This window comes from Pseudomonas sp. 30_B (assembly GCF_017491605.1).
Lineage (GTDB): Bacteria > Pseudomonadota > Gammaproteobacteria > Pseudomonadales > Pseudomonadaceae > Pseudomonas.
Genome location: NZ_JAFGYY010000022.1, coordinates 26,914 through 52,237 on the forward strand (window position 1 = coordinate 26,914; position 25,324 = coordinate 52,237).

The 25,324-nt window shown below is 66.4% G+C and carries 19 protein-coding genes; 11 read left to right on the forward strand and 8 right to left on the reverse strand.

Annotation, left to right across the window (positions count from 1 at the left end; all coding sequences use genetic code 11):
• Positions 1-37 precede the first annotated feature (37 nt).
• Positions 38-493, forward strand: a complete 456-nt coding sequence (locus J5M67_RS21280) for a glycine zipper 2TM domain-containing protein (RefSeq protein WP_207887307.1) — start codon at positions 38-40, stop codon at positions 491-493.
• A 70-nt stretch (positions 494-563) separates the two neighbouring features.
• On the opposite strand, the gene J5M67_RS21285 is transcribed toward J5M67_RS21280, so the two are convergent.
• A complete protein-coding gene (locus tag J5M67_RS21285; RefSeq protein WP_207887308.1) occupies positions 564-1,445 on the reverse strand; it encodes a helix-turn-helix domain-containing protein in 882 nt (293 codons plus the stop codon).
• A gap of 118 nt (positions 1,446-1,563) precedes the next feature.
• Here J5M67_RS21285 and J5M67_RS21290 point away from each other — a divergent pair, with 118 nt between their 5' ends.
• From J5M67_RS21290 to J5M67_RS21335, 10 genes are all read left to right on the forward strand, one after another.
• Entirely contained in the window at positions 1,564-2,844 is a 1,281-nt protein-coding gene (locus tag J5M67_RS21290; RefSeq protein ID WP_207887309.1) for an acyl-CoA dehydrogenase family protein, read from the forward strand.
• 140 nt (positions 2,845-2,984) lie between these two features.
• Positions 2,985-4,118, forward strand: a complete 1,134-nt coding sequence (locus J5M67_RS21295) for a trans-acting enoyl reductase family protein (RefSeq protein ID WP_207887310.1) — start codon at positions 2,985-2,987, stop codon at positions 4,116-4,118.
• A 106-nt stretch (positions 4,119-4,224) separates the two neighbouring features.
• The gene (locus tag J5M67_RS21300) at positions 4,225-5,796 is read left to right on the forward strand and encodes a class I adenylate-forming enzyme family protein (protein WP_207887311.1); all 1,572 of its coding nucleotides are present in this window, start codon (positions 4,225-4,227) and stop codon (positions 5,794-5,796) included.
• Positions 5,797-5,835: 39 nt separating this feature from the next.
• On the forward strand, positions 5,836-7,074 hold the full coding sequence (locus J5M67_RS21305) for a thiolase family protein (protein ID WP_207887312.1): 1,239 nt from the start codon (positions 5,836-5,838) through the stop codon (positions 7,072-7,074).
• Between the two features lie 13 nt (positions 7,075-7,087).
• Positions 7,088-7,378 carry a hypothetical protein gene (locus tag J5M67_RS21310; protein ID WP_207887313.1) on the forward strand — a complete coding sequence of 97 codons (291 nt, stop codon included), beginning with the start codon at positions 7,088-7,090 and terminating at the stop codon, positions 7,376-7,378.
• Between the two features lie 2 nt (positions 7,379-7,380).
• Positions 7,381-8,175 (forward strand): SDR family oxidoreductase, encoded by a 795-nt coding sequence (locus J5M67_RS21315; protein ID WP_207887314.1) that lies wholly within the window; start codon positions 7,381-7,383, stop codon positions 8,173-8,175.
• A 205-nt stretch (positions 8,176-8,380) separates the two neighbouring features.
• Positions 8,381-8,857 (forward strand): 2,4'-dihydroxyacetophenone dioxygenase family protein, encoded by a 477-nt coding sequence (locus J5M67_RS21320; RefSeq protein ID WP_207887315.1) that lies wholly within the window; start codon positions 8,381-8,383, stop codon positions 8,855-8,857.
• A 71-nt stretch (positions 8,858-8,928) separates the two neighbouring features.
• Positions 8,929-11,289 carry an arylsulfatase gene (locus J5M67_RS21325; protein ID WP_207887316.1) on the forward strand — a complete coding sequence of 787 codons (2,361 nt, stop codon included), beginning with the start codon at positions 8,929-8,931 and terminating at the stop codon, positions 11,287-11,289.
• Positions 11,290-11,332: 43 nt separating this feature from the next.
• Entirely contained in the window at positions 11,333-12,166 is an 834-nt protein-coding gene (locus tag J5M67_RS21330; protein WP_207887317.1) for an SDR family NAD(P)-dependent oxidoreductase, read from the forward strand.
• Between the two features lie 24 nt (positions 12,167-12,190).
• Positions 12,191-13,450, forward strand: coding sequence for an anaerobic sulfatase maturase (locus J5M67_RS21335; RefSeq protein WP_207887318.1), 1,260 nt, complete (start codon positions 12,191-12,193; stop codon positions 13,448-13,450).
• A 33-nt stretch (positions 13,451-13,483) separates the two neighbouring features.
• Here J5M67_RS21335 and J5M67_RS21340 read toward each other — a convergent pair whose 3' ends face one another.
• The 7 genes from J5M67_RS21340 to J5M67_RS21370 all read right to left on the reverse strand — a co-directional run bounded on the left by J5M67_RS21340 (position 13,484) and on the right by J5M67_RS21370 (position 25,170).
• The gene (locus tag J5M67_RS21340; protein WP_207887319.1) at positions 13,484-14,317 is read right to left on the reverse strand and encodes a tyrosine-protein phosphatase; all 834 of its coding nucleotides are present in this window, start codon (positions 14,315-14,317) and stop codon (positions 13,484-13,486) included.
• A 130-nt stretch (positions 14,318-14,447) separates the two neighbouring features.
• A complete protein-coding gene (locus tag J5M67_RS21345; RefSeq protein ID WP_207887320.1) occupies positions 14,448-16,850 on the reverse strand; it encodes an RND family transporter in 2,403 nt (800 codons plus the stop codon).
• A gap of 24 nt (positions 16,851-16,874) precedes the next feature.
• Positions 16,875-17,951: a YCF48-related protein gene (locus J5M67_RS21350; protein WP_207887321.1), complete on the reverse strand. Its 1,077-nt coding sequence runs from the start codon at positions 17,949-17,951 to the stop codon at positions 16,875-16,877.
• Positions 17,952-18,013: 62 nt separating this feature from the next.
• On the reverse strand, positions 18,014-19,378 hold the full coding sequence (locus tag J5M67_RS21355; RefSeq protein ID WP_207887322.1) for a DUF1329 domain-containing protein: 1,365 nt from the start codon (positions 19,376-19,378) through the stop codon (positions 18,014-18,016).
• Positions 19,379-19,401: 23 nt separating this feature from the next.
• Positions 19,402-21,204, reverse strand: coding sequence for a DUF1302 domain-containing protein (locus tag J5M67_RS21360; protein WP_207887323.1), 1,803 nt, complete (start codon positions 21,202-21,204; stop codon positions 19,402-19,404).
• A 44-nt stretch (positions 21,205-21,248) separates the two neighbouring features.
• Entirely contained in the window at positions 21,249-22,397 is a 1,149-nt protein-coding gene (locus tag J5M67_RS21365; RefSeq protein WP_207887324.1) for an acetyl-CoA acetyltransferase, read from the reverse strand.
• A 139-nt stretch (positions 22,398-22,536) separates the two neighbouring features.
• Positions 22,537-25,170 (reverse strand): LuxR C-terminal-related transcriptional regulator, encoded by a 2,634-nt coding sequence (locus J5M67_RS21370; RefSeq protein WP_243434797.1) that lies wholly within the window; start codon positions 25,168-25,170, stop codon positions 22,537-22,539.
• Positions 25,171-25,324: the final 154 nt, after the last annotated feature.

The following is a 25,324-nucleotide window of genomic DNA, read 5'->3' on the forward strand; positions in this document are numbered from 1 at the left end:
ATCGGCAGTGCAACAGCCCTATGTGAGGAATTTATTGATGAAACCCATGACTTCGTGGATCGCTGCTCTCTTCGTCGCCGCAGCCCTGACCGGTTGCGCAAACGTGGGCCCGGGCAATGGCGGGCCGGGTGAGATGGAAATTCGTACCGGACGCATCGAGCAGATCACCCTGACGCAGATGCAGACCAACCATGACAGCGGTATCGGCGCTGTACTGGGCGGCGTCGGTGGCGCGGCACTGGGCAGCCTGATCGGCCAGGGCACCGGCCGTGACGTCGCCATGGTCGCCGGAGTGCTGGGCGGCGCCCTGGCCGGCAACTATGCGGAGAAGAAGAAGTATGACCAGCCCCAGGAAGCGCAGCAGATCATCGTCCGCATGAAGAGCGGCGTACTGGTGTCCGTCACCCAGCCGGTCAATCAGAACCTGAGCCAGGGCATGGCGGTCTACATCGAGGGCACCGGCGGCGACGCACGCGTCGTACCGCAGGGCTGATCCCTGCCGACATCGCCGCGAACCCGATGTCTGGAAGCCCCGCCACACCAGGCGGGGCTTTTTGTTTTCGCTATGCCGTTGGCTTGGCGTTGCGCGACAGCCTGGCGCGGAACTGTGCCGGCGTCACCGCGTGAGCGGCACGGAAACAGGCGGTCAGGTGGCTCTGGCTGCTGAAGCCACATTCCTGGGCGATGCGCACCAGCGGCATCTCCGACAGGCTCAACAACTTGCGTACCTGTTCCAGCCGCGCCGCCAGCACATAGCGATGCGGCGGCATGCCCACCGCCTCCAGGAACAGGCGGCGGAAATGCGCCTGGCTGACGCCGACCAGGCGCGCCAGGGCATCTGCGGACAAATCCTCCGCCGGGTTCTGGTGGATGTGGTTGAGCACCGCCTGCAAGCGCGAGAAATGCGCGTGACGCGGGTTGATGCCGCCGCAGGCGGGCGTCGTCAGCACGCGATAGGTCTGCTCCAGCATCACCGCCGCCAACTGCGCCATGAAGGCCTGGTCCGCCATCATGCCCTTGTGCAATTCGCTCACCAGCTGCTGCGCGGCGGCGCCCACCAGGGGGTCACTGAACGACGTCGGCTGGCCTCGCGCATCCGCCAGCGACTCCAGGTTGGCCATGGTGTCGTTGCCGTCTTCGAGAAAATAGAAGACAGCGAAATCCACCGTGCCTGAATAGTGCCAGTGGGTGGCCGCGCCGCGCGGAACCAGCAGCGTATTGGTGGGGATGTTCTGGCTCCGCCAGTGGTCCTGCTCGCCCTCCAGCACCTGCCCGCCGCCGAACTGGCTCACCAGGCCGGTGCAGCCCAGTCCAGACACGGTGCGCTCGATGGTCTGGTACATGTAGCGCTCGACGAACAGGGGCGTCGCGCCGCCGATGGTGCCTTCGAGAATGGGCATCTGCCCCAGTTCCTCGCGCACCTGCAGCCAGCTGGATTGCAGCATATGGCGTCCTCCATGATGAGCGGATTTTGACAAAAATACGCTCAATTGCTGAAAGGAACCAGCGCCGATCAGGAGCAGTATTCCAGCCACGACAAGAACAGCGCGAGGCGCGGAAACCATGCAACTGAAATCTCACCTGACCCTGCCCGACGTCGGCCTGACCGGCTTCGAAACCCCGCTTGGCGAGGAAGAGTCTGCCATCCAGGCTTCGGTGCATCGCTTCGCCCGCGAGGTGCTGCGCCCTCTGGGAACCGAGCTGGACAAGATGAGCGCGAGCGACGTGGTCGCGCCCGGCTCCCCCTACTACAGCGTGTTCGCCGAGTACGCCAAGCTGGGCCTGAGCCCGGAGCTGCTCAAGGAGCTGCCGCCGGCCACGGCGATCCGCGTGGAATCCATGATCGGCGAGGAGCTGGGCTGGGGCGACACCGGGCTTGGCGTATCCCTCGGCGCCGCCGGCTTCCCGCTGCAGATGGCCGTGGCCACGGGCAACCAGGAACTGGTTGAACTGTGCACCGGCAAGATCGGCTGCTGGATGATCACCCAGCCCGACAAGGGCAGCGACGTGCAGGTGTTCGACATGGCCCGCGAGTGGGTCCCCGGCCAGAACGGCAACAAGGGCAACGTCTGGGGCCAGTTGCGCGGCGACGACATCGTGATCAACGGCCAGTGCTCCGCCTGGGTCTCCAACGGCGCGGTGGCCCAGGTCGCCCTCTGCTACATCGGCGCGGATTACGGCAACGGTTTCTTCGAGGCGGACGGCCGCCCCCACGGCATGGCCGTGATCGTGCCGCTGGACCTGCCGGGCGTGAGCCGTGGCAAGCCCCTGGACAAGATCGGCCAGCGCCCGCTGCCCCAGGGCGAAATCTACTTCGACAACGTACGGGTACCCAGGCGCTACGCGGTTGCCCTGCAGGACGAGTACTACGGCAACATGGCCTCCGCCTGGTCCTATGCCGGCACGCACATGTCCCAGGTGTTCACCGGGCTGGCGCGCTCTGCCTTCGAGATGGCGCTGGCGTACTGCCATGAGCGCAAACAGGGCGGCCGCCTGCTGATCGACCACCAGCTCACCCGTTATCGCCTCGGCGACATGCTGCGCCAGGTCGAACTGGCGCGCGCCACGGCGCGTCGTTCGCTGGCCTACGCACGCCTGTCCGCCAACACCCACCCTTACGTCACCGGCTCGGCCAAGGTCACGGTCACCGAGGCCGCCATGCGCGTGGCGGACGAGGCGCTGCAGTTGTTCGGCGGTGCGGGCACCTCCCGCGAGTACCCCATCGAGAAAGTCTTCCGTGACGCGCGTGCCGCGCTGATCGAGGACGGCGAGAACCGCGTGCTGACCATGCGCCTGGGCGTGCTCGCCCAGCAACTCCATGCCGAAGGCTGGGCGCAGAACTGACCGCCCCCGTCTGACCGCCCCAACTCCCCTGCTCCCGGAAACCCGTCGGTGACGCCAGCGTCGCACGCCGACGCTGGCCGCCTGAGTTCGGCTCCGGCCTGGGAAGTTCCTACAACAACAAAGCTTCGAGGAAACAACAGATGGCCAACTATCCCGTAGTCGTATATGGCGCCAGTGGCTACACCGGCATGCTGATCATGGACTGGCTGATCGACCAGAACATCCCCTTCACCGCCGTTGCTCGCAGTGCCCGCCGCGTGCAGGAAATGATGGCGCAACGGGTGGTGCGCCTGGAGTCGGCCACCTACGAGATCATCGAGTGCGAACACAATGTGGACGCACTGACCAAGGCCTTCACCGGTGCCAAGGTGGTCTGCAACACCGTCGGCCCCTTCGTCAATTACGGCCTGACCACCGTCGAGGCCGCGCTCAAGGCCGGCTGCCACCACATCGACACCACCGGCGAGCAGGAATACATCCGCGCGGTGCGCGACGAGTTCGGCGAGCTCTACCGCCAGGCCGGCCTGCTGGTCTCGCCGTCGCTGGCCTACATGTACAGCTTCGCCGAAATCGCCGCCGAACTCGCGCTGGAACACCCAGGCATCGACGCCCTGGAAACCAGCACCCTGTGCCGCGGACCGCGTGAGGGCGTCGCCGGCGTCACCGTGGGCTCGACCGCATCCATCTTCGAGATGCTGCGCGCCAGGCAGCACTACCTGTGGGACGGCAAGCTGAAGGAGCACCCGGCCCACACCTCCTTCCAGATCACCTCGCCGCACTTCATGCAGCCGGTGTTCGCCCTGCCGTGGGGCGGCACCTCCCTGCCGATCTATTTCGAGAACGACCCGCGCGTGCGCAGCTGCGTTTCCTGCGTCGGCTTCTACGACAACAACGTCATGCAGAGCGTGCACCAGCTGGGCTACAAGTGGGAGCAGGAGTACAAGGACCTGCCCCCGACGCACCAGGATGCGGTGATCAAGCAGGTGGTCGAATCCACCACCCCGAGCATGCCGCCGCGCGAGCGCACCACCCAGGTACGCATGGTGGATACCGCCATCGGCCGCGGCCAATTGTCCGCCGTGCGCGCCGAAGTCTTCGGCACCACCGCCTACATCGCCACCGGCGCCCTGCAGGCTGCCGCGGCAATCAAGCTGCTCGACGGCGAGACCAACAAGGTCGGTTTCGCCTCCGGGTCCAAGGCCTTCGGCCATCGCTACCTGCTGGGCTTCCTCGAAGAGCGCGGCCTGGCCCGCGCCACCGTCACCCGCATGTAGTGATACGCCAGAGACCGGGACTCAGGGTCCGCAAGGGGTTCTCACCCTTTGCGGACAACCCTGCCGCTCCGGCTCCAACGCCATCGGCACAGATCAGGAACAAAGCATGGCCATCATCGATTTCTTTGACCGCGGCTGGCGGGGCAACCCCCAGGGCAGCGCCTACATCCAGGACGACCGTCACTACAGCTTCGACGAGGTGGGCCAGCAGTCCTGCCGCATCGCCAATGCCCTGCTGGCGGAGGGTTTCCCCAAGGAAACCAAGAGCGCCATCTGGGCCGGCAATGACGTAAACGCATGGACCTGCACCCTCGGCCTGTGGCGCGCGAACATGTGCTGGATTCCCGTCGGCGCGCGCAACTCGGCCGAGGAAAATCGCTACGTACTGGATGCCTTCGACTGCGAGGTCCTGTTCTTCCAGCAGGCCTTCGCCGACACCATCGCCCAACTGCAGCCGCAGCTTCCCGGCATCAAGCGCTGGATCTGCATCGATGGCGAGGCGACCGGAGTTGCCGGCAGCGTTTCGCTGAACCGCTGGGTGGAGAACCAGCCGGCCGATCGCCCCCAACTGGCGGTCGACCTGGACGACGTGATCATGGTCTCCGCCACCGGCGGCACCACCGGTGCGCCCAAGGGCGTGATGAACACCCACCGCAGCGTGCAGACCTTCTGCGCGCACTTCCTGCTGGGCAACGCCTACGCCGCCAACGAGCGGCCGGTCAACCTGGCCGCCGCGCCCATGACCCACACCGCCGGCCTGTTGTCCCTGCCCTGCACCTCGCTGGGCGGCACCGTGGTGGTGGTGACCAAGCCCGACCCCGCGCTGCTGCTGGCCGCGATTCCCCAATACCGGGTGACGGAATTCTTCCTGCCGCCCACGGTGATCTACCGCCTGCTGGACATCCCGCAGCTGAAGGACAAGGTCGACTTCTCCTCGCTCAGGTACTTCATGTACGGCGCCGCGCCCATGTCGGTGGAGAAGCTCAAGCAGGCCATCGAAACCTTCGGCCCGGTCATGGCCGGCGGCTACGGCCAGACCGAGGCCCCAGGCTCCATTGCCTTCCTGCGTCCGGTCGAGCACCTCGACGCCAGCGGCAATGTCGCCTCCGACGAGCGCCTGTCCTCCGTGGGCCGCCCCAGCCCGCTGATCCGCTGCGAAATCATGAACGACGCGGGCGAGATACTGCCCCAGGGCGAGAGCGGCGAGATCTGCGTGCGCGGCGACCTGGTGATGAAGGGTTATTACAAGGCCCCGGACAAGACCGCCGAGACCCTCTGCAATGGCTGGCTGCACACCGGCGACATCGGCCATATCGACGCCGAAGGCTACCTGCACATCACCGACCGCAAGAAGGACATGATCATCTCCGGCGGTTTCAACGTTTACCCCAGCGAGGTCGAGCAGGTGCTGTGGAGCCATCCGGCGGTGCAGGACTGCGCCGTGATCGGGGTACCCGACGAGCACTGGGGCGAAGCCGTGAAGGCGGTGGTCGAGCTCAATGCCGGCCAGGAGATCGACGCGCAGGAGCTGATCGCCCTGTGCAAGGAAAAGCTCGGCTCGGTGAAGGCGCCCAAGTCGGTGGACTTCGTCCAGGCACTGCCGCGCAGCCCGGTCGGCAAGGTGCTGAAAAAGGACCTCCGCGCCCGCTACTGGGCCGATACCCGCCGCAGCATCTGAAGCGGTACAGCCAAGCCCGGAACCCGAGGTAAAAACAGGATGAGCACTATCTATATCGCCGGCATCGCCATGACCGTATTCGGCCGGCATCCGGAGCGCAGCATCGAAGACCTGGCCCAGGAGGCCCTGCGCGGCGCCCTGAAGGATGCCGGCTGCGGCAGCGACGACATCGGCGTCGCCTACTACTCAGGCATGACCAACGGCACGCTGCAGGGGCAGATTTCCATCCCCGGCCAGGTGGTCTTCAGCAAGATCGGCATCCACAGCATCCCGATCTTCAACGTGGAGAACGCCTGTGCCTCGGGCAGCTCGGCGGTCAACCTGGCCGTGCAGAGCCTGAAGGCCGGCGTCACCGACGTTGCCCTGGCCCTGGGCGCGGAGAAGATGAACATCCCCGACAAGGCCAAGGCCTTCGCCATTTTCGAGGGCGGCTGGGATGTTGCGCGCGCGCAGGAGAACTACCAGACCCTGGTGAAGATGGGCGAAGGGGTGGAGATCCCCGAAGGCTCGGAATCGGATCGGCCGTACAGCAAGTTCATGGCCATCTACGCCGCCATGTGCCGCTTCCACATGAAGACCTTCGGCACCACCCAGCGACAGATCGCGGCGGTATCGGCCAAGAACCACGGCCACTCGGTGCACAACCCCTACTCCCAGTTCCGCCAGCCGTTCTCGGTCGAGGAAATCCTCGCCGCGCCGCCGATCACCTACCCGATCACCCTGCCGATGTGCGCCCCGCTCTCCGACGGTGCCGCGGCGGTCATCCTCTGCACCGAAGAGGGCCTCAAGCGCATCGGCGCGGACAAAAGTCGCTGCATCCGCGTGGCCGCCAGCGTGATCCAGAGCTTCAGCCACCGCTCGCTGGACAAGCCGGAGCTGCATGTCGGCCGGCGTGCCGCCGACCTTGCCTACGAGCTGGCCGGTCTGGGGCCGGAGGACATGCATGTCGCCGAGGTGCACGACGCCTCGGCCATGGGCGAAATCATCCAGGCGGAGAACCTGCGCCTGGCGCCCCTGGGCGAAGGCGGACCGGCGGCAGAGCACGGCGACTTCACCCTCGGCGGGCGCATCCCGATCAACACCTCCGGCGGGCTGGAATCCAAGGGGCACCCATTGGGCGCCACCGGCATCGGCCAGCTGTACGAGCTGGTGACGCAATTGCGCGGGGAAGCCGGCGCACGCCAGGTGGAAGGCGCGCGCCATGCGATCCAGGAAAACGGCGGTGGCCTGCAGGGCATCGAGGAAGCCGCCCTGGCCATCCACATCCTGAGCAAATGACAAGGGAATTCAGATGATAAGCACGATGTTGAAGGCCGGTTGCCTGGCCATTTACGCACTGGCCCTCGCCGGCCTGTTCACTGCGCTGCCGTTCGGACTGCAGACGCCGCTGCTGTATGCCGCCGTGCTCCTCCTGGCCGCTCACGCGCTCGAGGCGCTGCTGATGTTCCGCACCCTGCGCCGCTACCCGGGCCCGCTGGCGGCGAGCCTGCTGCTGACCCTGCTGTTCGGCTTCCTGCATTGGTGGCCCCTGCGCCGCAATGCGGATGCGCCGCTGGCCCACTCCCCGCTGCAGAGGAAATGAACATGTTCGAGAACAAGGTGGTGGTGATCACCGGCGCCGGCTCCGGTATCGGCCGCGCGCTGGCCCAGCAACTCGCCGAAGCGGGCGCGCGCCTGGCGCTGTCCGACATCAACGAAGGCGCCCTGCAGGACACCCTGAAGTCGCTGCCAGCCGGCGCGCTTGCCCGCGGCTACAAGCTCGATGCCAGCTCGCGCAGCGAGGTGTTCGCCCACGCGGACGACGTGCAGCGCGATTTCGGCGGCGTCCACTATGTGATCAACAACGCGGGGGCCACGGTGGTCGGCACGGTGGCCAATACCTCCGTCGACGAGTACGAGTGGCAGCTGAACCTCAACCTCTACGGCGTGCTCTACGGCACCAAGGCCTTCCTGCCGATGATGCTGAAGCAGCGCGAAGGCTGCATCGTCAACATCTCCAGCGTGTTCGGCCTGCTCGCGTTCCCCTGCCAGAGCGCCTACAACATGTCCAAGTTCGCCGTACGCGGCCTCACCGAGTGCCTGTGGCAGGAGCTGGACGGCACCGGTGTACGTGCGGTCTGCGTGCACCCCGGCGGCATCAGGACGAACATCGAGCGCGCCGGAAGGCGGGTGGCGGCGGCGGGCGCCGAAGAGGACAAATTCGCCGGCCAGGCGGAAAAGATGCTGGTGACACCGCCGGAAACCTGCGCGGCCGACATCATCCGCGGCCTGCGCAAGGGCCGGAAGCGCATTCTCACCGGCCACCTGTCGCGCACCATCTACTGGCTGGTGCGCCTACTGCCCAACAGCTACCCGGCCCTGGTGCGCCGCCTGAGCTGAGTGCGCCGGCCGGGTCCTGACCAGTGACCGGGCCGGCCATGCATTCCCCACGAGACTCCCCCCGCACGCGAGCACGACGCTACACGGTGACATTGACCGAACGGCGAAGCCCCCCGAGCGAGAGGGGGGTGCCCCGCCAAGCCCCCCAGCACAATCGAAAACGAGTTCAAAACCCACGTCGTGCTTGTGCCAAGGAGCGTTGCCCATGCTTTACGAATCGATCGACACTGCCGCCATCAATGACGAGGATCTGCCCTGGATTCCCTTCACGCCCTACAGCAACGAGGTATTCCTCAAGTACATCAAGTGCGACCCGGTACGGGGCGAGACCATCACCCTGCTCAAGGTGCCGGCCGGGGCCTCGCTGCCCAAGCACCATCACTCCGGCACCGTGATCGTCTACACCATCAAGGGCGCCTGGAAATACATCGAGCATGACTGGATTTCCCGCGAGGGCGGCGTGGTCTTCGAGACCGCCGGCACCAGCCATACCCCCATTGCCCTGACCGAGTACGGCGACGAGATCATCACCCTGAACATCACCCAGGGCGACCTCCTGTACTTCGACGAAAACGACAACGTCTGCGCCATCGAAAACTGGAAGACCGGTGTCCAGCGCTACCTGGCCTACTGCGAGGCCAACGGTATCGAAGCCAAGGACATCACCAGCTTCGCCGCCTGATCCGGCACTGCCCTGCCCGCGGGTCTCCGCGCCCGCGGGCTCCTTACCCAGAACAAGAACGGACAGCCCACATGATCAAGAAACCCGGTGTCGGGGAGCTTGCCCTCGCTGTTGGGGCGCTGCTCGGCAGCCCAGTCGCGACAGCCCAGGACAGCCTGCCTTTCCCCCCTACCCCCTCGGCCAGCGATGCCAAGCCGACCCTGCAGGAATCCAGGCACCAGCAACGGCAGGCGCCGTCGCACCTGCCCAAGGACGCGCCGAACATCCTGGTGATCATGCTCGATGACGCCGGCTTCGCCCAATCCGACACCGTCGGCGGCGGCATCCATACGCCGACCCTGAGCCGGGTCGCCGACAGCGGCATCCGTTACAACGCCTTCCACACCACCGCCATCAGCTCCGCCACGCGCGCGGCGCTGCTCACCGGGCGCAACCACCACCGCGTGGGCAACGGCGTCATCGCCGAGCTGGCCACCGACTGGGACGGCTACACCGGGGAAATCCCCAAGAGCTCGGCGACCATGGCCGAGGTGCTCAAGGACTATGGCTACAGCACCGCGGCCTTCGGCAAGTGGCACAACACGCCCACCCGCGACACCACCGCGGCCGGGCCTTTCGACACCTGGCCCACCGGCTACGGCTTCGAATACTTCTATGGCTTCCTCGCCGGCGAAACCTCCCAGTACGAGCCGCGCCTCTACCGCAACACCACGCCGATCGAGCCGCCGCGCAAGCCCGGCTACCACCTGAGCGAAGACCTCGCCGAGCAGGCCATCGACTGGCTGCAGGATCACCAGAACTTCGCCCCCTCCAAGCCCTTCTTCGTCTACTGGGCGCCGGGCGCCGTGCACGGCCCGCATCAGGTCAACGCGCAGTGGGCGGACAAGTACAAGGGCAAGTTCGATTCCGGCTGGGACAGCTACCGCGAAGAAACCTTCAAGCGCCAGAAGGCGCTCGGCTTCATTCCGCAGAACGCCCAGCTCACGCCGCGCCCGGCGGAACTCCCCGCGTGGGATAGCCTCAGCCCCGAGCAGCAGCGCTACCAGGCCCGCCTGATGGAGGTCTATGCCGGCTTCATGGAGCATGCCGACACCCAGGCCGGCAAGATCCTGGATGAGCTCGAGCGCGAGGGGAAACGTGACAACACCCTGATCTTCTACGTGTTCGGCGACAACGGCGCCTCCGCCGAAGGCATGGAGGGCACCATCAACGAGCTGCTCGCGCAGAACGGCATCCCGGTTCCCAAGGAACAGCAGTTGAAGGTGCTCAACGGCATGTACGGCGGGCTGCCGGCACTGGGTGGCGCCAAGCTCGAAAGCATGTACAACGCCGCCTGGGCCTGGGCGGGCTCCGGTCCCTTCCCCGGCACCAAGCTGGTGGCCGGCTACTTCGGCGGCACGCGCACCCCGCTGGCCATTTCCTGGCCCAAGGGCATCGGCGCGGACAAAGAGGTGCGCAAGCAATTCCACCACGTGAACGATATCGCCCCGACCGTCTACGACATCCTCGGCATCACCCCGCCCAAATCGGTCAACGGCGTAGCCCAAGACCCGCTGGACGGGGTCAGCATGCGCTACACCTTCACCGATGCCGAGGCCAAGTCGCATAAGCCGGCGCAGTACTTCGAGGTGCTCGGCAGCCGTGGCATCTACAAGGACGGCTGGATCGCCTCGGTGTTCGGCCCGCGCAAGCCCTGGGTGCAGGGGTTCTCCCAGTTCGTGGGCTGGAATCCGCAGAATGACCACTGGGCCCTGTACGACCTCAGCAACGACTACTCCCAGGCGAACGACCTCTCGGAGAAATTCCCGGAGAAGCTCGCCGAACTCAAGACCGAGTTCGATGCGCAGGCCAAGGCCAACCACGTCTACCCCATCGGCGCGGGCCTGTATCCCTTCCTCAACCCGTCCGTGCTCGCCCGTGGCGACCGCAAGGAATGGCATTTCAACGAGCGGGTCAACCGTCTGCCGGAATTTGCCGCGCCCAACCTGCGCAGCCGCCACAGCAGCGTCCGCGCCGACGTCCAGCTGCCCGACAAGGCCAGCGGCGTGATCTACGCGCTCGGCGGCATCGGCGGTGGGGTGACGCTCTACCTGGACGAGGGGCATGTGAACTACGAGTACAACGACCTGGCCATCGCCCGCGTCAAGTTGCGCTCCGAACGCCCCCTGGCCGCCGGGGACGCGCAGATAGAAGTGCTCACGGAGCCGACTGCCGCCAAGCCCGGGTCGCCGGTGAAGCTGACGCTGAAAGTCAACGGTGAGGAAGTGGCCACCGGCGTCACGCCCTTCTCGCCGCCGCTGACCTTCACCGCCAGCGAAACCTTCGATGTCGCGCAGGACCTGGGCTCGCCGGTATCGCTGGACTACTTCGACCGCGCGCCCTTCGCCCTCAACGGCAAGGTGCAGGACCTGCACATCAGCTACCTCCCCTGACCAGACTCAAGGGCCGCACGCCGTGCGGCCCGCGGAGACGACCATGGCTATTGCCGACCTGAGCAACAAGACAGTCCTGATCACCGGCGCCGCCTCCGGCATCGGCCGCGCCACGGCGCTGGCGTTCGCCCGCCACGGCGCCACGCTGCTGCTGTGCGACATCGACTCGCGCGGCCTGGAAGCGCTGCGTCAACAGCTGGTGAGCGCCGGCGGAACCTGCGTCACCTACTGCACGGACGTCACCGATGCCGCCGCCATGGCGGAACTGGCAGCCCAGGTGCGTTTCAACCACGGCGCGCTCGACGTGCTGATCAACAACGCCGGCGTCGGTTACCTGGGACGCTTCCTGGACAGCGACCTGAAGCACTGGCAGCGCGTCATGAACATCAACCTGATGGGCGTGGTGCATGGCTGCTACAGCTTCATCCCGCACATGATCGAGGCTGGCGGCCCGCGCCAGGTGATCAACGTGGCCTCCGCCGCAGCCCTCTTCCCCTCCCCCAGCATGGCCGCCTACGCCGCGTCCAAGCACGCCGTGTACGGCCTGAGCGAGGTGCTGAAGATGGAGCTGAGCGATTCCGAGGTCCAGGTCACCACCGTCTGCCCCGGCGTGATCAACACGCCCATCGTGGCCAATCACGGCAACATCGCCGCATCGGTGGGCAAGGAGCAGATCGCCCGCCTGCAGGACTACTACCAGCGCAAGGGCTGCGACCCGGACGAGGTAGCTCAGAGCATGGTGCGAGCGGTGCAGGAAGGACGCGACCTGATCCTGGTCGGCCCCTTCGCCCGCCTGATCTTCCAGCTCCGGCGCATCTCGGTCGGCCTGCTGCGGCGCATCGTGCTCAACGATGCGCGCAAGATCGGCTATCTCTGACTCCTTCGGCCGGTGGTGCACGCGATGAACGAGACCCAGCTTCAAGGCATGCACCTGATGGCCAAGCCCGTCGGGCCGGTGTGCAACCTCGACTGCGATTACTGCTTCTACCTGGAGAAGGAGCAGTTCCATCCCCGGGACAATCGCTTTCGCATGTCGGACGAGGTGCTGCGCGCCTATGTGCAGCGCTACATCGCCAGCCAGAGCAGCCCCGAAGTGGAGTTCACCTGGCAAGGTGGCGAGCCCACGCTGCTGGGTGTGGAGTTCTTCCAGCGCGCCATGGTCTACCAGCGGGAATTCGCCAGCGGCAAGGTGATCCGCAACACCCTGCAGACCAACGGCACGCTGCTGGACGATGCCTGGTGCAGCTTCCTGGCGAAGGAGAAGTTCACGGTCGGCATCAGCCTGGATGGACCACGGGAGCTGAACGACCTGCACCGTCCGGACAAGCGCGGCCGCTCCAGCTTCGACAAGACGATGCAGGGTCTGGCGCTGCTGCAGAAGCATGCGATTCCCTACAACGTCCTGGTCACCGTGACCCGCGAGACCACCCGCGCGCCGCTGGAGGTCTATCGCTTCCTCAAGGAGGCCGGCGCCCGGCATATCCAGTTCAACCCGGTCGTCGAGCGCGCTCCGACTGCGCCCGACCAGGCCCGTGGGCAACACTTCGCCACCCCTCCCGAGCTGCGCCTGCGCGATGTTCAGGCGCACGCCGCCCAGGTGACGCCGCAAAGCGTCGAGGCCGAGGTCTACGGGGAGTTCCTGGTGGCCATCTTCGATGAATGGGTGCGCCACGACGTCGGCCGCATCCATGTGATGAACTTCGAGTGGGCGCTGGCCGCCTGGTGCCAGCTACCGGCCAGCGTCTGCCTGTTCGCGCCGCGCTGCGGCAAGGCGGCGATAGTCGAGCACGACGGCAGCCTGTACTCGTGCGACCACTACATGTACCCGGAGTACCGCCTGGGCAACATCGTGGAGCAGGACCCGGCGGCGCTCCTGGCCTCCCCCGCCCAGGAGGCATTCGGCGCGGCGAAGGAAGAGGCACTGCCGGACTACTGCCGCCGCTGCGACTACCTGTTCGCCTGCAATGGCGAATGCCCGAAGAACCGCTTCATCGAAACGCCGGACGGCGCGCCCGGACTGAACTACCTGTGCGCAAGCTACAAGCGCTACTTCCGCCACATCACGCCCTACCTCAACGCCATGGCCAAGCTGATCGCCCACGGCCAGCCGGCCGAGCTGATCATGCAGGCCTTCAACGGCCCGCTGCTGATCAAGCTGTAGGTCGCTGCAAGGGCGCGCCGGCTGGCGAACCCGTCAGCCGGCGAATTCCTCCAGATAATTGGCCTGCAGGCGCTCGACATCCACCGACAGCACCTTGCGCAGGTAATCGGCGGTGCTGCCCCATTCCTGCTCGATGGTCTGCAGCGACGCCTCCAGGTAGCCGGCGCGCACTTCCAGCAAGGGCATCGCCACCTCGGCGGCAATCCCCAGCGGCGCCAGGCGCGCCAGCAGGCCCTGGATGAGGCGCTGGTTCCAGTGATTGGATTCCAGGTAGTTGGCCAGGATCACCTCCGCAGGCACCTCGAACGCCGACAACAGCAGCAGGGTCGCAAAACCCGTCCGATCCTTGCCGGTACTGCAGTGGTAGAGCAAGGTCCGGCCTGTTTCGGCCTCCTTCATGAAGGCGGCGAACGCGGCCTGGTACCTGACCGGGAAATCGCGATAGGCCTGCAACATGAAGTCGTCCATGTCCTGCCGCGTACCGCCTTGCAGTCGTGGCAGCAGCTCCTGGAAGCTGATGCTGCCTTCGAGCACGGGCAGGGCCAGCCAATCGAAGCTGTCGGCGAACCCGCCCTCTTCAGCGGACTTTTCCTGAGGGGCGCGAAAATCGATCACCCGGTCGAGGCCAAGGGTTTGCAGTCGTGCGATATCGGCCTGGCTGGCCAGGCCCGGATTGGCGCTGCGAAACAGCCGGCCCGCACGTACACGCCGGCCATCCCGGCTTTGCAGGCCACCGAGGTCGCGCAGGTTATGGATGTTCTCCAACGGCAAGGCCGTGCCGGTGAGAGCCGCTGTACCAACGCCCTCCGCCTGCGCAAGCGTGGATGTGGCGGCAACTGACAACAGGGATGCGATCTCTTCGGCCATAGGTACTCACTCGAGGTTATGCCGGGGAGTATCCACCAGATTCGATTCCCGGTGCATGCTCCGGTTCCTCGAAATCACCGGGGAGCCGACGAAGGTCTCGCGCTCCCCGGAGTCATTGGCAGGCCCTGCGTCAGGGCGCCTTTCTCAGCAGGAAATGCGACAGCGCCGGAATCAGCACCAGGGCGCCGATCATGTTCCAGAGGAACATGAAGGTCAGCAGGATGCCCATGTCGGCCTGGAACTTGATCGGCGACCAGGCCCAGGTCACCACGCCGGCGGCCAGGGTCACACCCACCAGCGCGACCACCTTGCCGGTGAAGGCCACCGCATTGCGGTAGGCGGCGGCCAGCGGCACGCCGGCGCGTTGCTGGGCGAGCTGCACGCTGAGCAGGTAGAGGGCATAGTCGACGCCGATACCGACGCCGAGGGCGATCACCGGCAGCGTGGCGACCTTCACCCCCATGCCCAGCCAGACCATCAGGGCTTCGCAGAGGATCGAGGTGAGCATCAGCGGCAACACCGCCACCAGTACGGCGCGCCAGCTGCGGAAGGTCACGAAGCACAGCAGGATCACCGCGGCGTAGACGTACAGCAGCATGATCCGGTTGGCCTCGCGCACCACGATATTGGTGGCGGCCTCGATCCCCGCGCTGCCGGCGACCAGCATGAACTGCCGCTGGTCGGTGCTGTGCTCGCGCACGAAGCCTTCGGCGACCTTGACCATGTGGTCCAGGGTCTCGGCCTTGTGATCGGCCAGGTAGGCCACGATGGGCATCATCGAGCAGTCGGTGTTGAACAGCTCCGGGTTGTTCACCGATGCCTGCTGGGCGCCGTAGTTCAGCACGTTCTGGTTGCGCGCGATGGTCAGCCACTTCGGGTTGCCCTCGTAGGAGCCCGCCGTGATCTGCCGCACCGCGTTGACCAGCGAGACGGTGGTCTGCACGCCCGTCTGCTGCTGCAGCAGCCAGCCCAGCCGGTCGGCCTCGATCAGGCTTTCATACTTCAGGCAGCCTTCCTTGGGGGTCTTCAGCATCACCGCGAACAGGTCGCTGGACAGCGAGTAGTTGGCGGTGATGTAGGCGTTGTCCAGGTTGTAGCGCGAGTCCGCCCGCAGCTCCGGAGCACCGGGGTCGAGGTCGCCGACCTTCAGGTGCAGGCTGACAAGGAACCCGCCCACGGCCAGCGCGCCGGCCACCAGGAGGGTCACGGTCGCCCAGCGCCGCTCGGTGAAGCGGTCCAGCAAGCTCCAGACTGCGCCCAGGCCCTTGCCGCGCACTTCCTCGCGCTCGTGCTGCAGGCTGCGCGCAGCGGCACGCGGGCTGACGCCGCAGTAGGAGAGCAGCACCGGCAGCAACACCAGGTTAGTGAAGATCAGCACCGCCACGCCGACGCTGGCGGTGATGGCCAGGTCCTGGATGACCGGGATGTCGATCAGCATCAGTACCGCGAAGCCCACGGCATCGGCCATCAGTGCGGTGAGCCCGGCGAGGAACAGGCGGCGGAAGGTGTAGCGCGCGGCCACCAGCTGGTGAGTGCCGCGCCCCACGTCCTGCATGATGCCGTTCATTTTCTGCGCGCCGTGGGACACACCGATGGCGAACACCAGGAACGGCACCAGGATCGAGAACGGGTCGAGCGAATAGCCCAGCAGCGTGACCAGCCCCAGCTGCCAGACCACCGCCACCAGGGAACAGCAGATCACCAGCGTGGTGCTGCGCACGCAGCGGGTGTAGGCATAGATGATGATCGCGGCGATCACCGCCGCGGCGGCGAAGTACGCCATGACCTGCAGCAGGCCGTCGAGCAGGTCGCCGATCAGCTTGGCGAAGCCGATCACGCGGACCTTGAGCGCCCCGTCGGGTGCGGCTTCGTACTTGCTCCTGAGCTTCTCCTCCAGGACCTTGGAGAAGGCGTGGTAGTCGATGGCCTTGCCGGTGACCGGATCCTTTTCCAGCAGGGGCACGAAGATCATGCTGGAGCGGAAGTTGTTGCCGACCAGGCTGCCGACGATGCCGGAGCGGGCGATGTTCGTGCGCAGCTGTTCGACGCCGGCCGACGAGCCATCGTAGGAGTCCGGCATCACCGGACCGCCCTGGAAGCCCTCCTCGGTCACTTCGGTCCAGCGCACCGCCGGGGTCCACAGCGACTTCATCCAGGCACGGTCGACGCCGGGGGTCACGAACAGTTCGTCGTTGATCTCCCGCAGCGCCTGCAGGTAGGCCGGGTCGAAGATGTCGCCGCGGGTGTTCTCCACCACCACCCGCACGGCATTGCCCAGGCCGCGCAGGGAATCGCGGTTGTCCAGGTAGTTGCGGATGAAGGGTTGGCTCTGCGGCAGCATCTTCTCGAAGCTGGCGGTCAGGCTCAGGCGGGTGGCCGCCGCGTAGCCGAGCACCAGGGTGATCAGCGCGCAGACCAGCACCACCACCAGGCGGTTGTTGAAGATGATGCGTTCCAGCAGGTTGCCGGAGCGCGAGTCGAAGCCCCGCAGCTCCCGTACCACCGGCATGCTGTTGTGCTCGTAGTTACCCATTTCGGTCTCTCTCTGAGTTCGGTATCAGTGGACGGGCAACTGACGCGCACCACGGGTGCCGACCAGCACCAGGCCTTTCGCTCCGGCGGACTGGGCGCCGGCGACCGGCGCCATGGCCGGCTGCGGCTGCAACTGGAAGCTGCTGCCGCCATCGCTGCTGACCAGCATGTGGCCCGCCTGGCTGAACAGCGCGAGTCGGCCATCGGCCAGTTCGGTGCCGGCGGTGATGCTCACCGGCAGGCCGGTCTTGACCTGGCTCCAATTCTCGCCGCCATCCACGCTGCGGTAGACGTTGCCGCGCAGGCCGTAGACCAGCGCCACGCCGGGCTTGCCGAGGATGCCGAAGAAGCTGCCGCTGTAGGGCGTCGGCCGGGCCTCGAAACGTCCCGTGGCGTGATTGAGCTTGAGCAGCAGGCCCTGTTCGCCGACGACGTAGAGCTCATCGCCAACCGGGCGGATGGCATAGAGGTTGAGCGCACTGGGGTTGTCGGTGTGTTCCATCCACGGGGTCCAGGTGCGCCCGCCATCCTCGGTGCGGAAGATCAGGTTGAACGCGCCGACGATGTAGCCGACCCGCTCGTCCTGGAACCACACATCGAGGAACGGCTTGTCGGCGCCCTCCTCCGTCATGCGCTGGGCTTCGCCCACCAGGGTCGCCAGGCGCTCGTCGTCCGGCGCGCGCTGCGCCAGGGCCTGGTAGTGGCGGAGCATGGCCGGGCCGACCTGGCGACCGTCGAACTGCCGCTCCCAGGTCACGCCGCCATCGCTGCTGTGCAGCACCACACCGTCATGGCCCACCGCCCAGCCCTGGCTGGCCGTGGGGAAGTGCACCGCCGCCAGGTCCGAGCTGACCGGCACGCTGGCTTGCTGCCAACTTTCACCGCCGTTGTCGGAGTAGAGAATGTGCCCGCGCTGTCCGACCGCCACCAGGCGCTCGCCGGCACGGGTCACCCCCACCAGCAGGCCATGCTGCGCGAGGGGACTCATCTGCGCGGGGGTATCCAGGACATCGACGAAGCCCTGCGCCGCCACCGGACGGCAGAACGGCGCACACAGCGCCGCCGCGAGGGCGGCCAACAGGACCCATTTGGAAATGCTCATGCGTTGATCTCGTACGTGGCCATCGGAGCGCCGCGAGGCACTCCGATGGCGCGGCGCTGCTATCAGCGGATACCGGCTCCAGCCAGGGATTCGGGGGCCCACTGAGCCTTGGAGAGCGGCTCGATGTACTTCACGCCGCCGTAGGGACCGTAGACACCCGTGATGTTGTAACTGCCGGAGGCGAAGTCGTAGATCATGTGGTTGTCGGAGTTCGGCGCCTTGGCGTCGTAGCTGTAGGCCATGTGGGCGAAGCCGCCACGGTAGAGCTGGCCACGGGCGTCGTACTCGTCCGAAGCCAGGGCGATCCAGCTGTCCTCGTCGATGTAGAAGGTGCGCTTGCTGTAGATGTGGCGCTTGCCGGGCTTGAGCGTGGCCTCGACCACCCACACGCGGTGCAGCTCCCAGCGCATCAGGTCGGGGTTGACGTGGTTGGGCGTGGTGATGTCCGCCGCCTTGGCGTGGTAGTTCAGCTTGTAGGTGTTGTACGGAACGTACATCTCCTTCTTGCCCACCAGCTTGAAGTCGAAGCGGTCCATGGCGCCGTTGAAGACCCAGGCGTCGTCATAGGTGGAGCTGCCCGCCGAGCCAGGGTTCGGGGTGTCGTAGGCGATGTCCGGGGCCAGCTTCACGCGACGCTGGCCGGGCAGGTATTGCCAGCCGCGGCGCGCCTTCTCCAGCGGGTTGACGCCGTCGACCAGCAGGATTGCCTCGCCCGCGCGCCGTGCCGGGCCCTGGTAGTAGAGCTTGGTCCTGAAGTAGACGTCCTCGGGTGACGCGGCAACGTCGTTGCGCTTGGGATCGAACAGCGGGTACTCCAGGTAGGCGTCGCCGGTGGTCGCCAGGGTGGCGTTACCGGACGAGTCGACGTTCCAGGAATCGTACTTGGAGTTGATCGCGACACCCTGGTAGCGCAGCAGGTGGTTCCACATGGCTTCGAAGCCACTGCCGGGAATCGGGAACGGCACGCCCGGCAGGACGTTCTGCAGCGCCAGCCCCTCGCCCGCGGTGCTGGCCGAGACGGCATTCTTGCGGGTGTTGTCCAGCAGGCGCTGGGGCAGCGCCACGGTGCGGTGCGTGGGGTAGACGTCCATGCGGAAGGTCGGGTAGCGCTTGAGCAGCTCACGGGTCGAGGCGGTGAGCTTGTCCGCATACTGGTCGGCGTTCTTGCCATCGATCACCAGGCGCGGCTTTTCGTCCGCGAAGGGGTCGACGCGCATGGAGCTGCCGGCCTGGTAGCCTGCCGGCGGCGTGGTCAGGCCACCGCTGTAGGCGGGAATTTCGCCATCGGCACTACCGGCCTGTTCGGCGCCCACCGGGGTAAGGCTCTGGCCGAGCTTGGCGGCCTGGTCCGGCGAGACGGCGGCCTGGGCGACCGCGACCATGGCAAGCGACATCGCGCTGGCCATCAGGGATTTGATAAGGGCCATTTCTGTTCTCCTGGGTACGCAGGTCAGAAGGTTGTCTTGAAGGTGAACGTGACCATGCCACGGTCCTTGAGCTGGGCCGGCACACCCGCGAATGCGGTGGTCTGGCCCGGGGTGCAGTTGTACTTGCCATTGGCGCCCGGGGTGGCGCCGTCGACCGGCGAGCCGCAGGTGTCGAACGGACCGAAGTTGTCCACGTACTTCAGGTCGAAGCGGTACTGGTTGCGCACGTCGGCGCCGATGCCGACGGAATAGCTGCCGGTGTCCTCGTTGCCGCCCAGCTGCACGGCGGAGTTGCCGTTGAGGCCGACGTTGTAGGTGGCCGGCAGATAGAGGTCGACGCTGGGGAAGACCTGGTACCAGGTGGGCGTGAAGTTGACGCCGAGCACATAGTTGTCGCGGGTGACCTTGTCCACGCCGCGGTACCAGTCCTCGCCCTTGAACAGCTGCTTGTTGTCGGTCACGTCCAGCCAGCGGCTGTAGGCGAGTTCCACCAGCAGCGAGGCGCTGTCCCAGGCCGGGGTGTTGGCGAAGGTGGTCAGGCCGTTGACCACCGCGTGGACGGTCTTGCCGCGGGCCACGCCGTTCTCGCCGTCGAAGCTGGCGATGGTGCCGGGAGTACCCGCGGGCGCCTTCGGATTGACGGTGGCCGGCACGCTGAGCAACGGCATGTTCTCGCGGTAGTTCAGGTCCATGCCGACGCTGACGCCGCCGATGCTCTTCGACAGGCTGAGGCCATAGATGTCGATGTCATCGACATAGAACTGGTTGTAGCTGCCGACGACGCCCGACATCAGCTGCGGAAGGCCCACGGCCGTCGGCTGCAAGGCAATGTTCGGCAGGATGTCGGAGGTCTTGCGGTAGTAGAGGCCGAAGGTGCCGTCGAGCCACTCCGGGCTCCACTTGAGCATCACCCCGTAATCGCCGCTGTTGTCGGGCGTGAAGGTATGCCCGCCGGTCAGACGCAGGTACTGCGGCGCGCCGGGCAGCAGGCCGTAGATGGGGTTGGGCTGGGCGATCAGCGAGAGATCGTCGCTGCCATGCTGGATGGCATCGTTGAAGCCCAGGTAGGTACCGGACTCGGGCAGGCGCGAGGCGTCCCAGCCGAGGAAGTACTGGGCGCCGAAGGACAGTTCCGGGTTCAGCGTGAAGTTCATGGAAATCTGGTCACGCGGAATGAACAGCTCCTTGGCCTCGGTTCCCGGCACGGCCAGGGCTTTGGCGATGTCCAGGCCGGACTGCCCGTAGCTGTTGCCATGGGCGAACGCCAGGATGCTCTCGCCCCAGTACTGGGTGTGGCTCCCCGCCTTGACGCTGAGCAGCGACTCCTCGCCGACATCCATGCTGCCGAACACGAAGGCATCGAGGAATTCCGAGGACGGCCCGTTGTAGTAACGCTCCGCGTAGCTGCTCAGGTGGTGCGAATCGGGCATGCCGTCCTGCAGCTGGTTGGTCGCCGGGTTGTAGCTGCCGACCTTGTCGTAGGCGTGGTCGTACCAGGTGTTGCCGCTCACGCGGAAGCCGTACTGGCGGCGATAGACCACATCCAGCTCATGCAGCACGTCGACGCGCTGGGACACCGGGCTGCCGGCCGAGAAGTTGCGGTTGCCGTCGTTGTTGTTCCAGGCGTTCGCCAGCTTGGAGTTGGCACTCTCCACACGTTGCGCATAGTTCAGCTTGACGGTGTTGTCGAAGCGTACCTGGAGGTCCTCCACGCCCGTGTCGAAATCGAAAGCGTGCGCAGGCATGATCCCTAGACCGACCAGTACGGCCGAGGCCAGCAGGCTCGGCGCCAGGTGGTGACCGGCTTTATTGTTCTTATTCTTCATCGTCATCCTCGTTGAGTTGTTGTGACGTTGTTGCAGGCAAGACTTCAATGGCGCTGGAGAATCGCCACGGTGACCGAGCGCCCGATCGCGGCACTGTGCTGGAGGCCGGTTCGAGCCCCAGGCATCTGCCGGTCGCCCGCCTCACCACGGAGCTGGCGGACCAGCTCCGCCAGTTGCGCCAGCGGGCTCGCCCCTGGCACGAAACCGCAGCCAAGCAGCCCACCCGAGGGGCAGACGGCCGGCCTGGTCCGGGCGCAAAGCGCAAACTCGGCAAGCCCCTGTTCCTCACACAGACCGAGCGCGGCACTGAAGACCAGGAAGTCCCCCACGCTCTGGTCATGCAGTTCGACGACGTCGAGATCCTCGACGCCTATCCCGGCCTCCGCGTAGGCCAGCTCGGCAGCGCGACGTGTCGCAGCTCGCCCGAGGACATCGAGCGGGTTGCCATCGGCCAGTTCGCAAACCGACTCACCCACCCGGGTGCTGCTCAGGATGCCGATGCCACCACGCGAGCCATAGCGGGCGGCGAAGGCCTCCGAGCACAGCAGCACCGCCGCCGCGCCATGGGCTGGCGGACTCAGGTAGGGCGGGAACCATACTCCCCGCTCAGGGGCGTCCGCGCAGGCGGTCGGGTTGAGGCGAGCCTGGGCACTGGCCCGATCCAGGACACGTTCGAAACAGAGGTCGGTGAGTCCCAGGCGTGCCTGCAACCAGCTCATCTGCGCGGCGTACAGGGCCGCCGGGTGCTCACGCTGGGCGATGATGGCCGCCGGATTGTCGAGCCGGGTCCACTCGCCCCGCTCCCGGTTCGGGTATCCGTCCAGGCCGAATAGATTCTGCTTCGACAGACCGGTCTGCAGATCCTCGAAACCCAGGACCAGGATCGCCTCCGCCTCGCCCGCCAGAATGCTGTTGCGCGCGAGGTGCACCGAGGTACTGGCGGATGCACCGCCATCACGGATGCAGAACATCGGAACGCCGGCCAGACCTGTCTGCACCAGCAACCGTTCGCAAACCCCGACACCGCTGTTCGCGCTCGACATGAAGACCTGGTCGACCAGGTCGCCGTCGATGCCGGCATCCTCGAGGGCCATGTGCGCCGCCTGCCCGACGAGATCGAGCAAGGGGGTGCGGGCGCTCGGCGCAGCGAACGGCGTCACCCCTACCCCTATGATCAGAACTCGTTCCGGCATGCTGGCTTCCCCAGGTCAACGACCCGGCGGGAGGCTCCCGTCAGGTTCGAAATCTGTTGAGGGGAAGGTATGCGCGGACGGCACGGATGCCCCCCCCATCGCCTGGGGGGGCGTTACGGATGGGGGGGACGGGAGTCGGCTAGTGTTCCGTCTCCAGGATGCCCAGCATGTAGGCGCGGTCCACCACATGCCGGCGCGTGCCGGCCTGGAACTTGCCGAAGAGATTCTTCAGGTGCCACTTGACCGTTTCCTCGCCCACATTCAGCGCAAGCGCGATCTGCTTGTTGGAGAGGTTGCGCGCCAGCAGCTGCAGGACTTCCTGCTCCTTGGGTGTCAGCAAGCGGCTGGGCGCCACCTTTGCCACCGGCGTGCGGGCGGCGGGTTCCGCTGCCGGAGCCCTGGGCGCCAGTGGTTCCGGGCTTGCCATGGACTGCTGCCAACGCAGCAGTTGCGGGTGGGTGTCCGCCAGGATGCGCCGCATGCCGAACTCCTCCGCCAGGCTGTGCGCCTCCCGCAGGCTGGCCTGGCCATCGCCCCCGCTCTCGCGCAGGGCCAGGGCCTTGAACAGCAGCGCCTGAATGCGCTCCCGGCCGCGCTGCAGCCTGCTCGCCAGCTCATGGAGCGCTTCCGCCTCCGCCTGCAGCTCGGCCCAGTCCATTTTCGCCAGCGATACATAGGCTCGGGCAACTCCCACATGCAGTCGCAGTTCCGGCCCCAGCAGGCTGTCGGGATCATCGATGCACGGGGGAATCACCCCCTCCAGCCGGCGCCAGAGAACCAGGCAGGTATCCACCCTGCCCTGCAGCGCATGCAGGCGAATCTGCTCGCCGAGCGACACGATGCAGAAGCGGGGAATTTGCCGTTCCTCGCCGAGGGCGTGGAGCGCCTCGAGCAGATCGTTGCCCCGGTGCGCCTGCCCCTGCAGCGCGGCCAGCCGGGCCGCCGTGACGAAACCGAAGACGATGGCATCCGGGCTGGCCAGACGCTCGACCACATCCAGTCGGTTCGCCAGCACCGTGGCCGCCTCGCCCGGTTCGTTGCGTTCCAGCAGGACCGCGGCCAACGGGCAGGCGAGCAAAGCCGCCACCGAACTGCGCCGGCCGATGTCCTGCTCGGCGCGCTGCAGGGTGCTACGCAGGGACTCCAGCGCCGGCAGCATCCGCCCCTCCCAGAGGTACGTGACGCCGAATACCCATTCGGCCACACCCCGGATCGCATCCAGGCCCTCGGCCCAGCTATAGCGCGGCGCCTTGCGACAGATACGCCGCGCCACTTCCGGCTGGCCGCGGCACAGCGCCAGGCGCGCCTTACTGTTGGCGACGATGGCCTGTACCTTGACGGTCTGGTTGGGCAGCGACTCGTCCCAGCGGCTGAGGATGGCCTGGGACTCGTCGGGCAGGTCGGAGAAATAAGCCGCGGCAGAGGCGATGGCCGCGGCTTCGCACAGGACTTCCTCATCGGTTGCCGGATCGAGCTGCAGTCTGGCCAGCAGATGCCTCGCCTCCCCGGAGCGATCGCTCATGGCCAGCGCCCAGGCTGCCGCCAGGCACATGCGGGGCCGCGATTCCACTTCCTCGGCGGGGAGAGCCCCCACCCATTCGATCACCCGGCCGAACTCCCCACGCAGCACGATCTCATACAGGCATTGCTCGATCATGCCGTACGCCTGCGCAGGACGCTCGGCACTCAGGTAGTGACGCGCCGCTTCCTCGAAAAAACCGCGCGATTCCAGCCATGCGGCGGCCCGTTCGTGCAACTCGCAGCGATGTGCTTGGGGCAGCATGGCCACGCGCTGTTGAAGAAACTCGCGGGCCAGCGGATGGATGCGAACCCAGTCGCTGCCCAGGCCCTCGGAGAAGATCGGCATGCTGGCGCACAGCTCGGCCATCCACGTCCCCGCGCGGGCATCGTCGAGCAGCGCCACGCACAGGTCGGGGTGCAGGTTTTCCGGCACGGCGATGCAGGTGAGAAACTCGACCTGCTCGGGCTGCAGCGTCGCCACCAGGCTGTCGACGAAATAGCGCTGGATGTCGCCGGTACAGGCCCTGAGTTCAGCGATGGCCAGCTCCGGCGCGGCACTGCGTTCGATGGCGGCAATCGCCAGTTGCAGCCCCAGCGGCCAGCCTTCGGTCAGCTCATGCAGGACCACCTTGAGATCGATGTCGAGACCGTCGCCAAAACGGTTGCCCAGCACGGCGATGGTTTCATCGACGCGGAAACGCAGCTGTTCAAGGCCCAGGCCGAGAAAGATGCCCCGCGCCTGCAACTCGGTGGTCTGCAGGTTGAGCCGGCGACGCGAAGCCATCAGCACGCGCAGGTTCGCCGGGGCGTTGTGCAGGAGGTAGGTCAGGGCCAGGCGAACGGTGGCATCGGGCAGCGTGTCGACCTCGTCGAGCATGAGCGCCACTTCGCCCCCCAGGTCGGCCACCTCCGCCAGCCACTCCGTCAGCTCGCCCAACGCGTCGGCGTGACTGGAGGTGCTCACGAAAGCCTGCCGCCCGCTGGCCACCACCATCGCCGCCGCGAGGCCCTGGACGAAGCTCGAACTGTCGTCACGGCCATCGACGGTCAGCCAGGCGACCACTGCGCCGCGCGAGAGGAGTTCCCGCCGCCACTGCGACAGCAGCCAGGTCTTGCCGAACCCCGCCGGCGCGTGCACCGAGACGGCCGTGCGCGAGGCCAGCTCATCCACCTCCAGGCTCAGGCGCTCGCGCCGGAAGGCCGTCTTGTGGCTCCTCGGCGGCGTGGTCTTGAGTACCAGCTCAGGCTTCATTCTTTCCACTTGTTATGTCTCGGACAGGCAGATACTCCTGTGCCTTTCAGCGTTGTTCCAGGCAATGACGCTCCGCCAAGCCGTCATCGCTGACTACAGGCGGTTCTCTCGCGGGACACCAGGAGGATAGCCAATGGCGCGGCAAACTTTGGAT

What these genes read in the sequence shown, in the direction of transcription:
- J5M67_RS21300 (WP_207887311.1), top strand. Translation starts at nt 4,225, where the DNA reads ATGGCCATCATCGATTTCTTTGACCGCGGCTGGCGGGGCAACCCCCAG.
- J5M67_RS21320 (WP_207887315.1), top strand. Translation starts at nt 8,381, where the DNA reads ATGCTTTACGAATCGATCGACACTGCCGCCATCAATGACGAGGATCTG.
- J5M67_RS21305 (WP_207887312.1), top strand. Translation starts at nt 5,836, where the DNA reads ATGAGCACTATCTATATCGCCGGCATCGCCATGACCGTATTCGGCCGG.
- J5M67_RS21295 (WP_207887310.1), top strand. Translation starts at nt 2,985, where the DNA reads ATGGCCAACTATCCCGTAGTCGTATATGGCGCCAGTGGCTACACCGGC.
- J5M67_RS21340 (WP_207887319.1), bottom strand. Translation starts at nt 14,317, where the DNA reads ATGGCCGAAGAGATCGCATCCCTGTTGTCAGTTGCCGCCACATCCACG.
- J5M67_RS21330 (WP_207887317.1), top strand. Translation starts at nt 11,333, where the DNA reads ATGGCTATTGCCGACCTGAGCAACAAGACAGTCCTGATCACCGGCGCC.
- J5M67_RS21280 (WP_207887307.1), top strand. Translation starts at nt 38, where the DNA reads ATGAAACCCATGACTTCGTGGATCGCTGCTCTCTTCGTCGCCGCAGCC.
- J5M67_RS21290 (WP_207887309.1), top strand. Translation starts at nt 1,564, where the DNA reads ATGCAACTGAAATCTCACCTGACCCTGCCCGACGTCGGCCTGACCGGC.
- J5M67_RS21285 (WP_207887308.1), bottom strand. Translation starts at nt 1,445, where the DNA reads ATGCTGCAATCCAGCTGGCTGCAGGTGCGCGAGGAACTGGGGCAGATG.
- J5M67_RS21370 (WP_243434797.1), bottom strand. Translation starts at nt 25,170, where the DNA reads ATGAAGCCTGAGCTGGTACTCAAGACCACGCCGCCGAGGAGCCACAAG.
- J5M67_RS21360 (WP_207887323.1), bottom strand. Translation starts at nt 21,204, where the DNA reads ATGAAGAATAAGAACAATAAAGCCGGTCACCACCTGGCGCCGAGCCTG.
- J5M67_RS21315 (WP_207887314.1), top strand. Translation starts at nt 7,381, where the DNA reads ATGTTCGAGAACAAGGTGGTGGTGATCACCGGCGCCGGCTCCGGTATC.
- J5M67_RS21365 (WP_207887324.1), bottom strand. Translation starts at nt 22,397, where the DNA reads ATGCCGGAACGAGTTCTGATCATAGGGGTAGGGGTGACGCCGTTCGCT.
- J5M67_RS21345 (WP_207887320.1), bottom strand. Translation starts at nt 16,850, where the DNA reads ATGGGTAACTACGAGCACAACAGCATGCCGGTGGTACGGGAGCTGCGG.
- J5M67_RS21335 (WP_207887318.1), top strand. Translation starts at nt 12,191, where the DNA reads ATGAACGAGACCCAGCTTCAAGGCATGCACCTGATGGCCAAGCCCGTC.
- J5M67_RS21325 (WP_207887316.1), top strand. Translation starts at nt 8,929, where the DNA reads ATGATCAAGAAACCCGGTGTCGGGGAGCTTGCCCTCGCTGTTGGGGCG.
- J5M67_RS21310 (WP_207887313.1), top strand. Translation starts at nt 7,088, where the DNA reads ATGATAAGCACGATGTTGAAGGCCGGTTGCCTGGCCATTTACGCACTG.
- J5M67_RS21350 (WP_207887321.1), bottom strand. Translation starts at nt 17,951, where the DNA reads ATGAGCATTTCCAAATGGGTCCTGTTGGCCGCCCTCGCGGCGGCGCTG.
- J5M67_RS21355 (WP_207887322.1), bottom strand. Translation starts at nt 19,378, where the DNA reads ATGGCCCTTATCAAATCCCTGATGGCCAGCGCGATGTCGCTTGCCATG.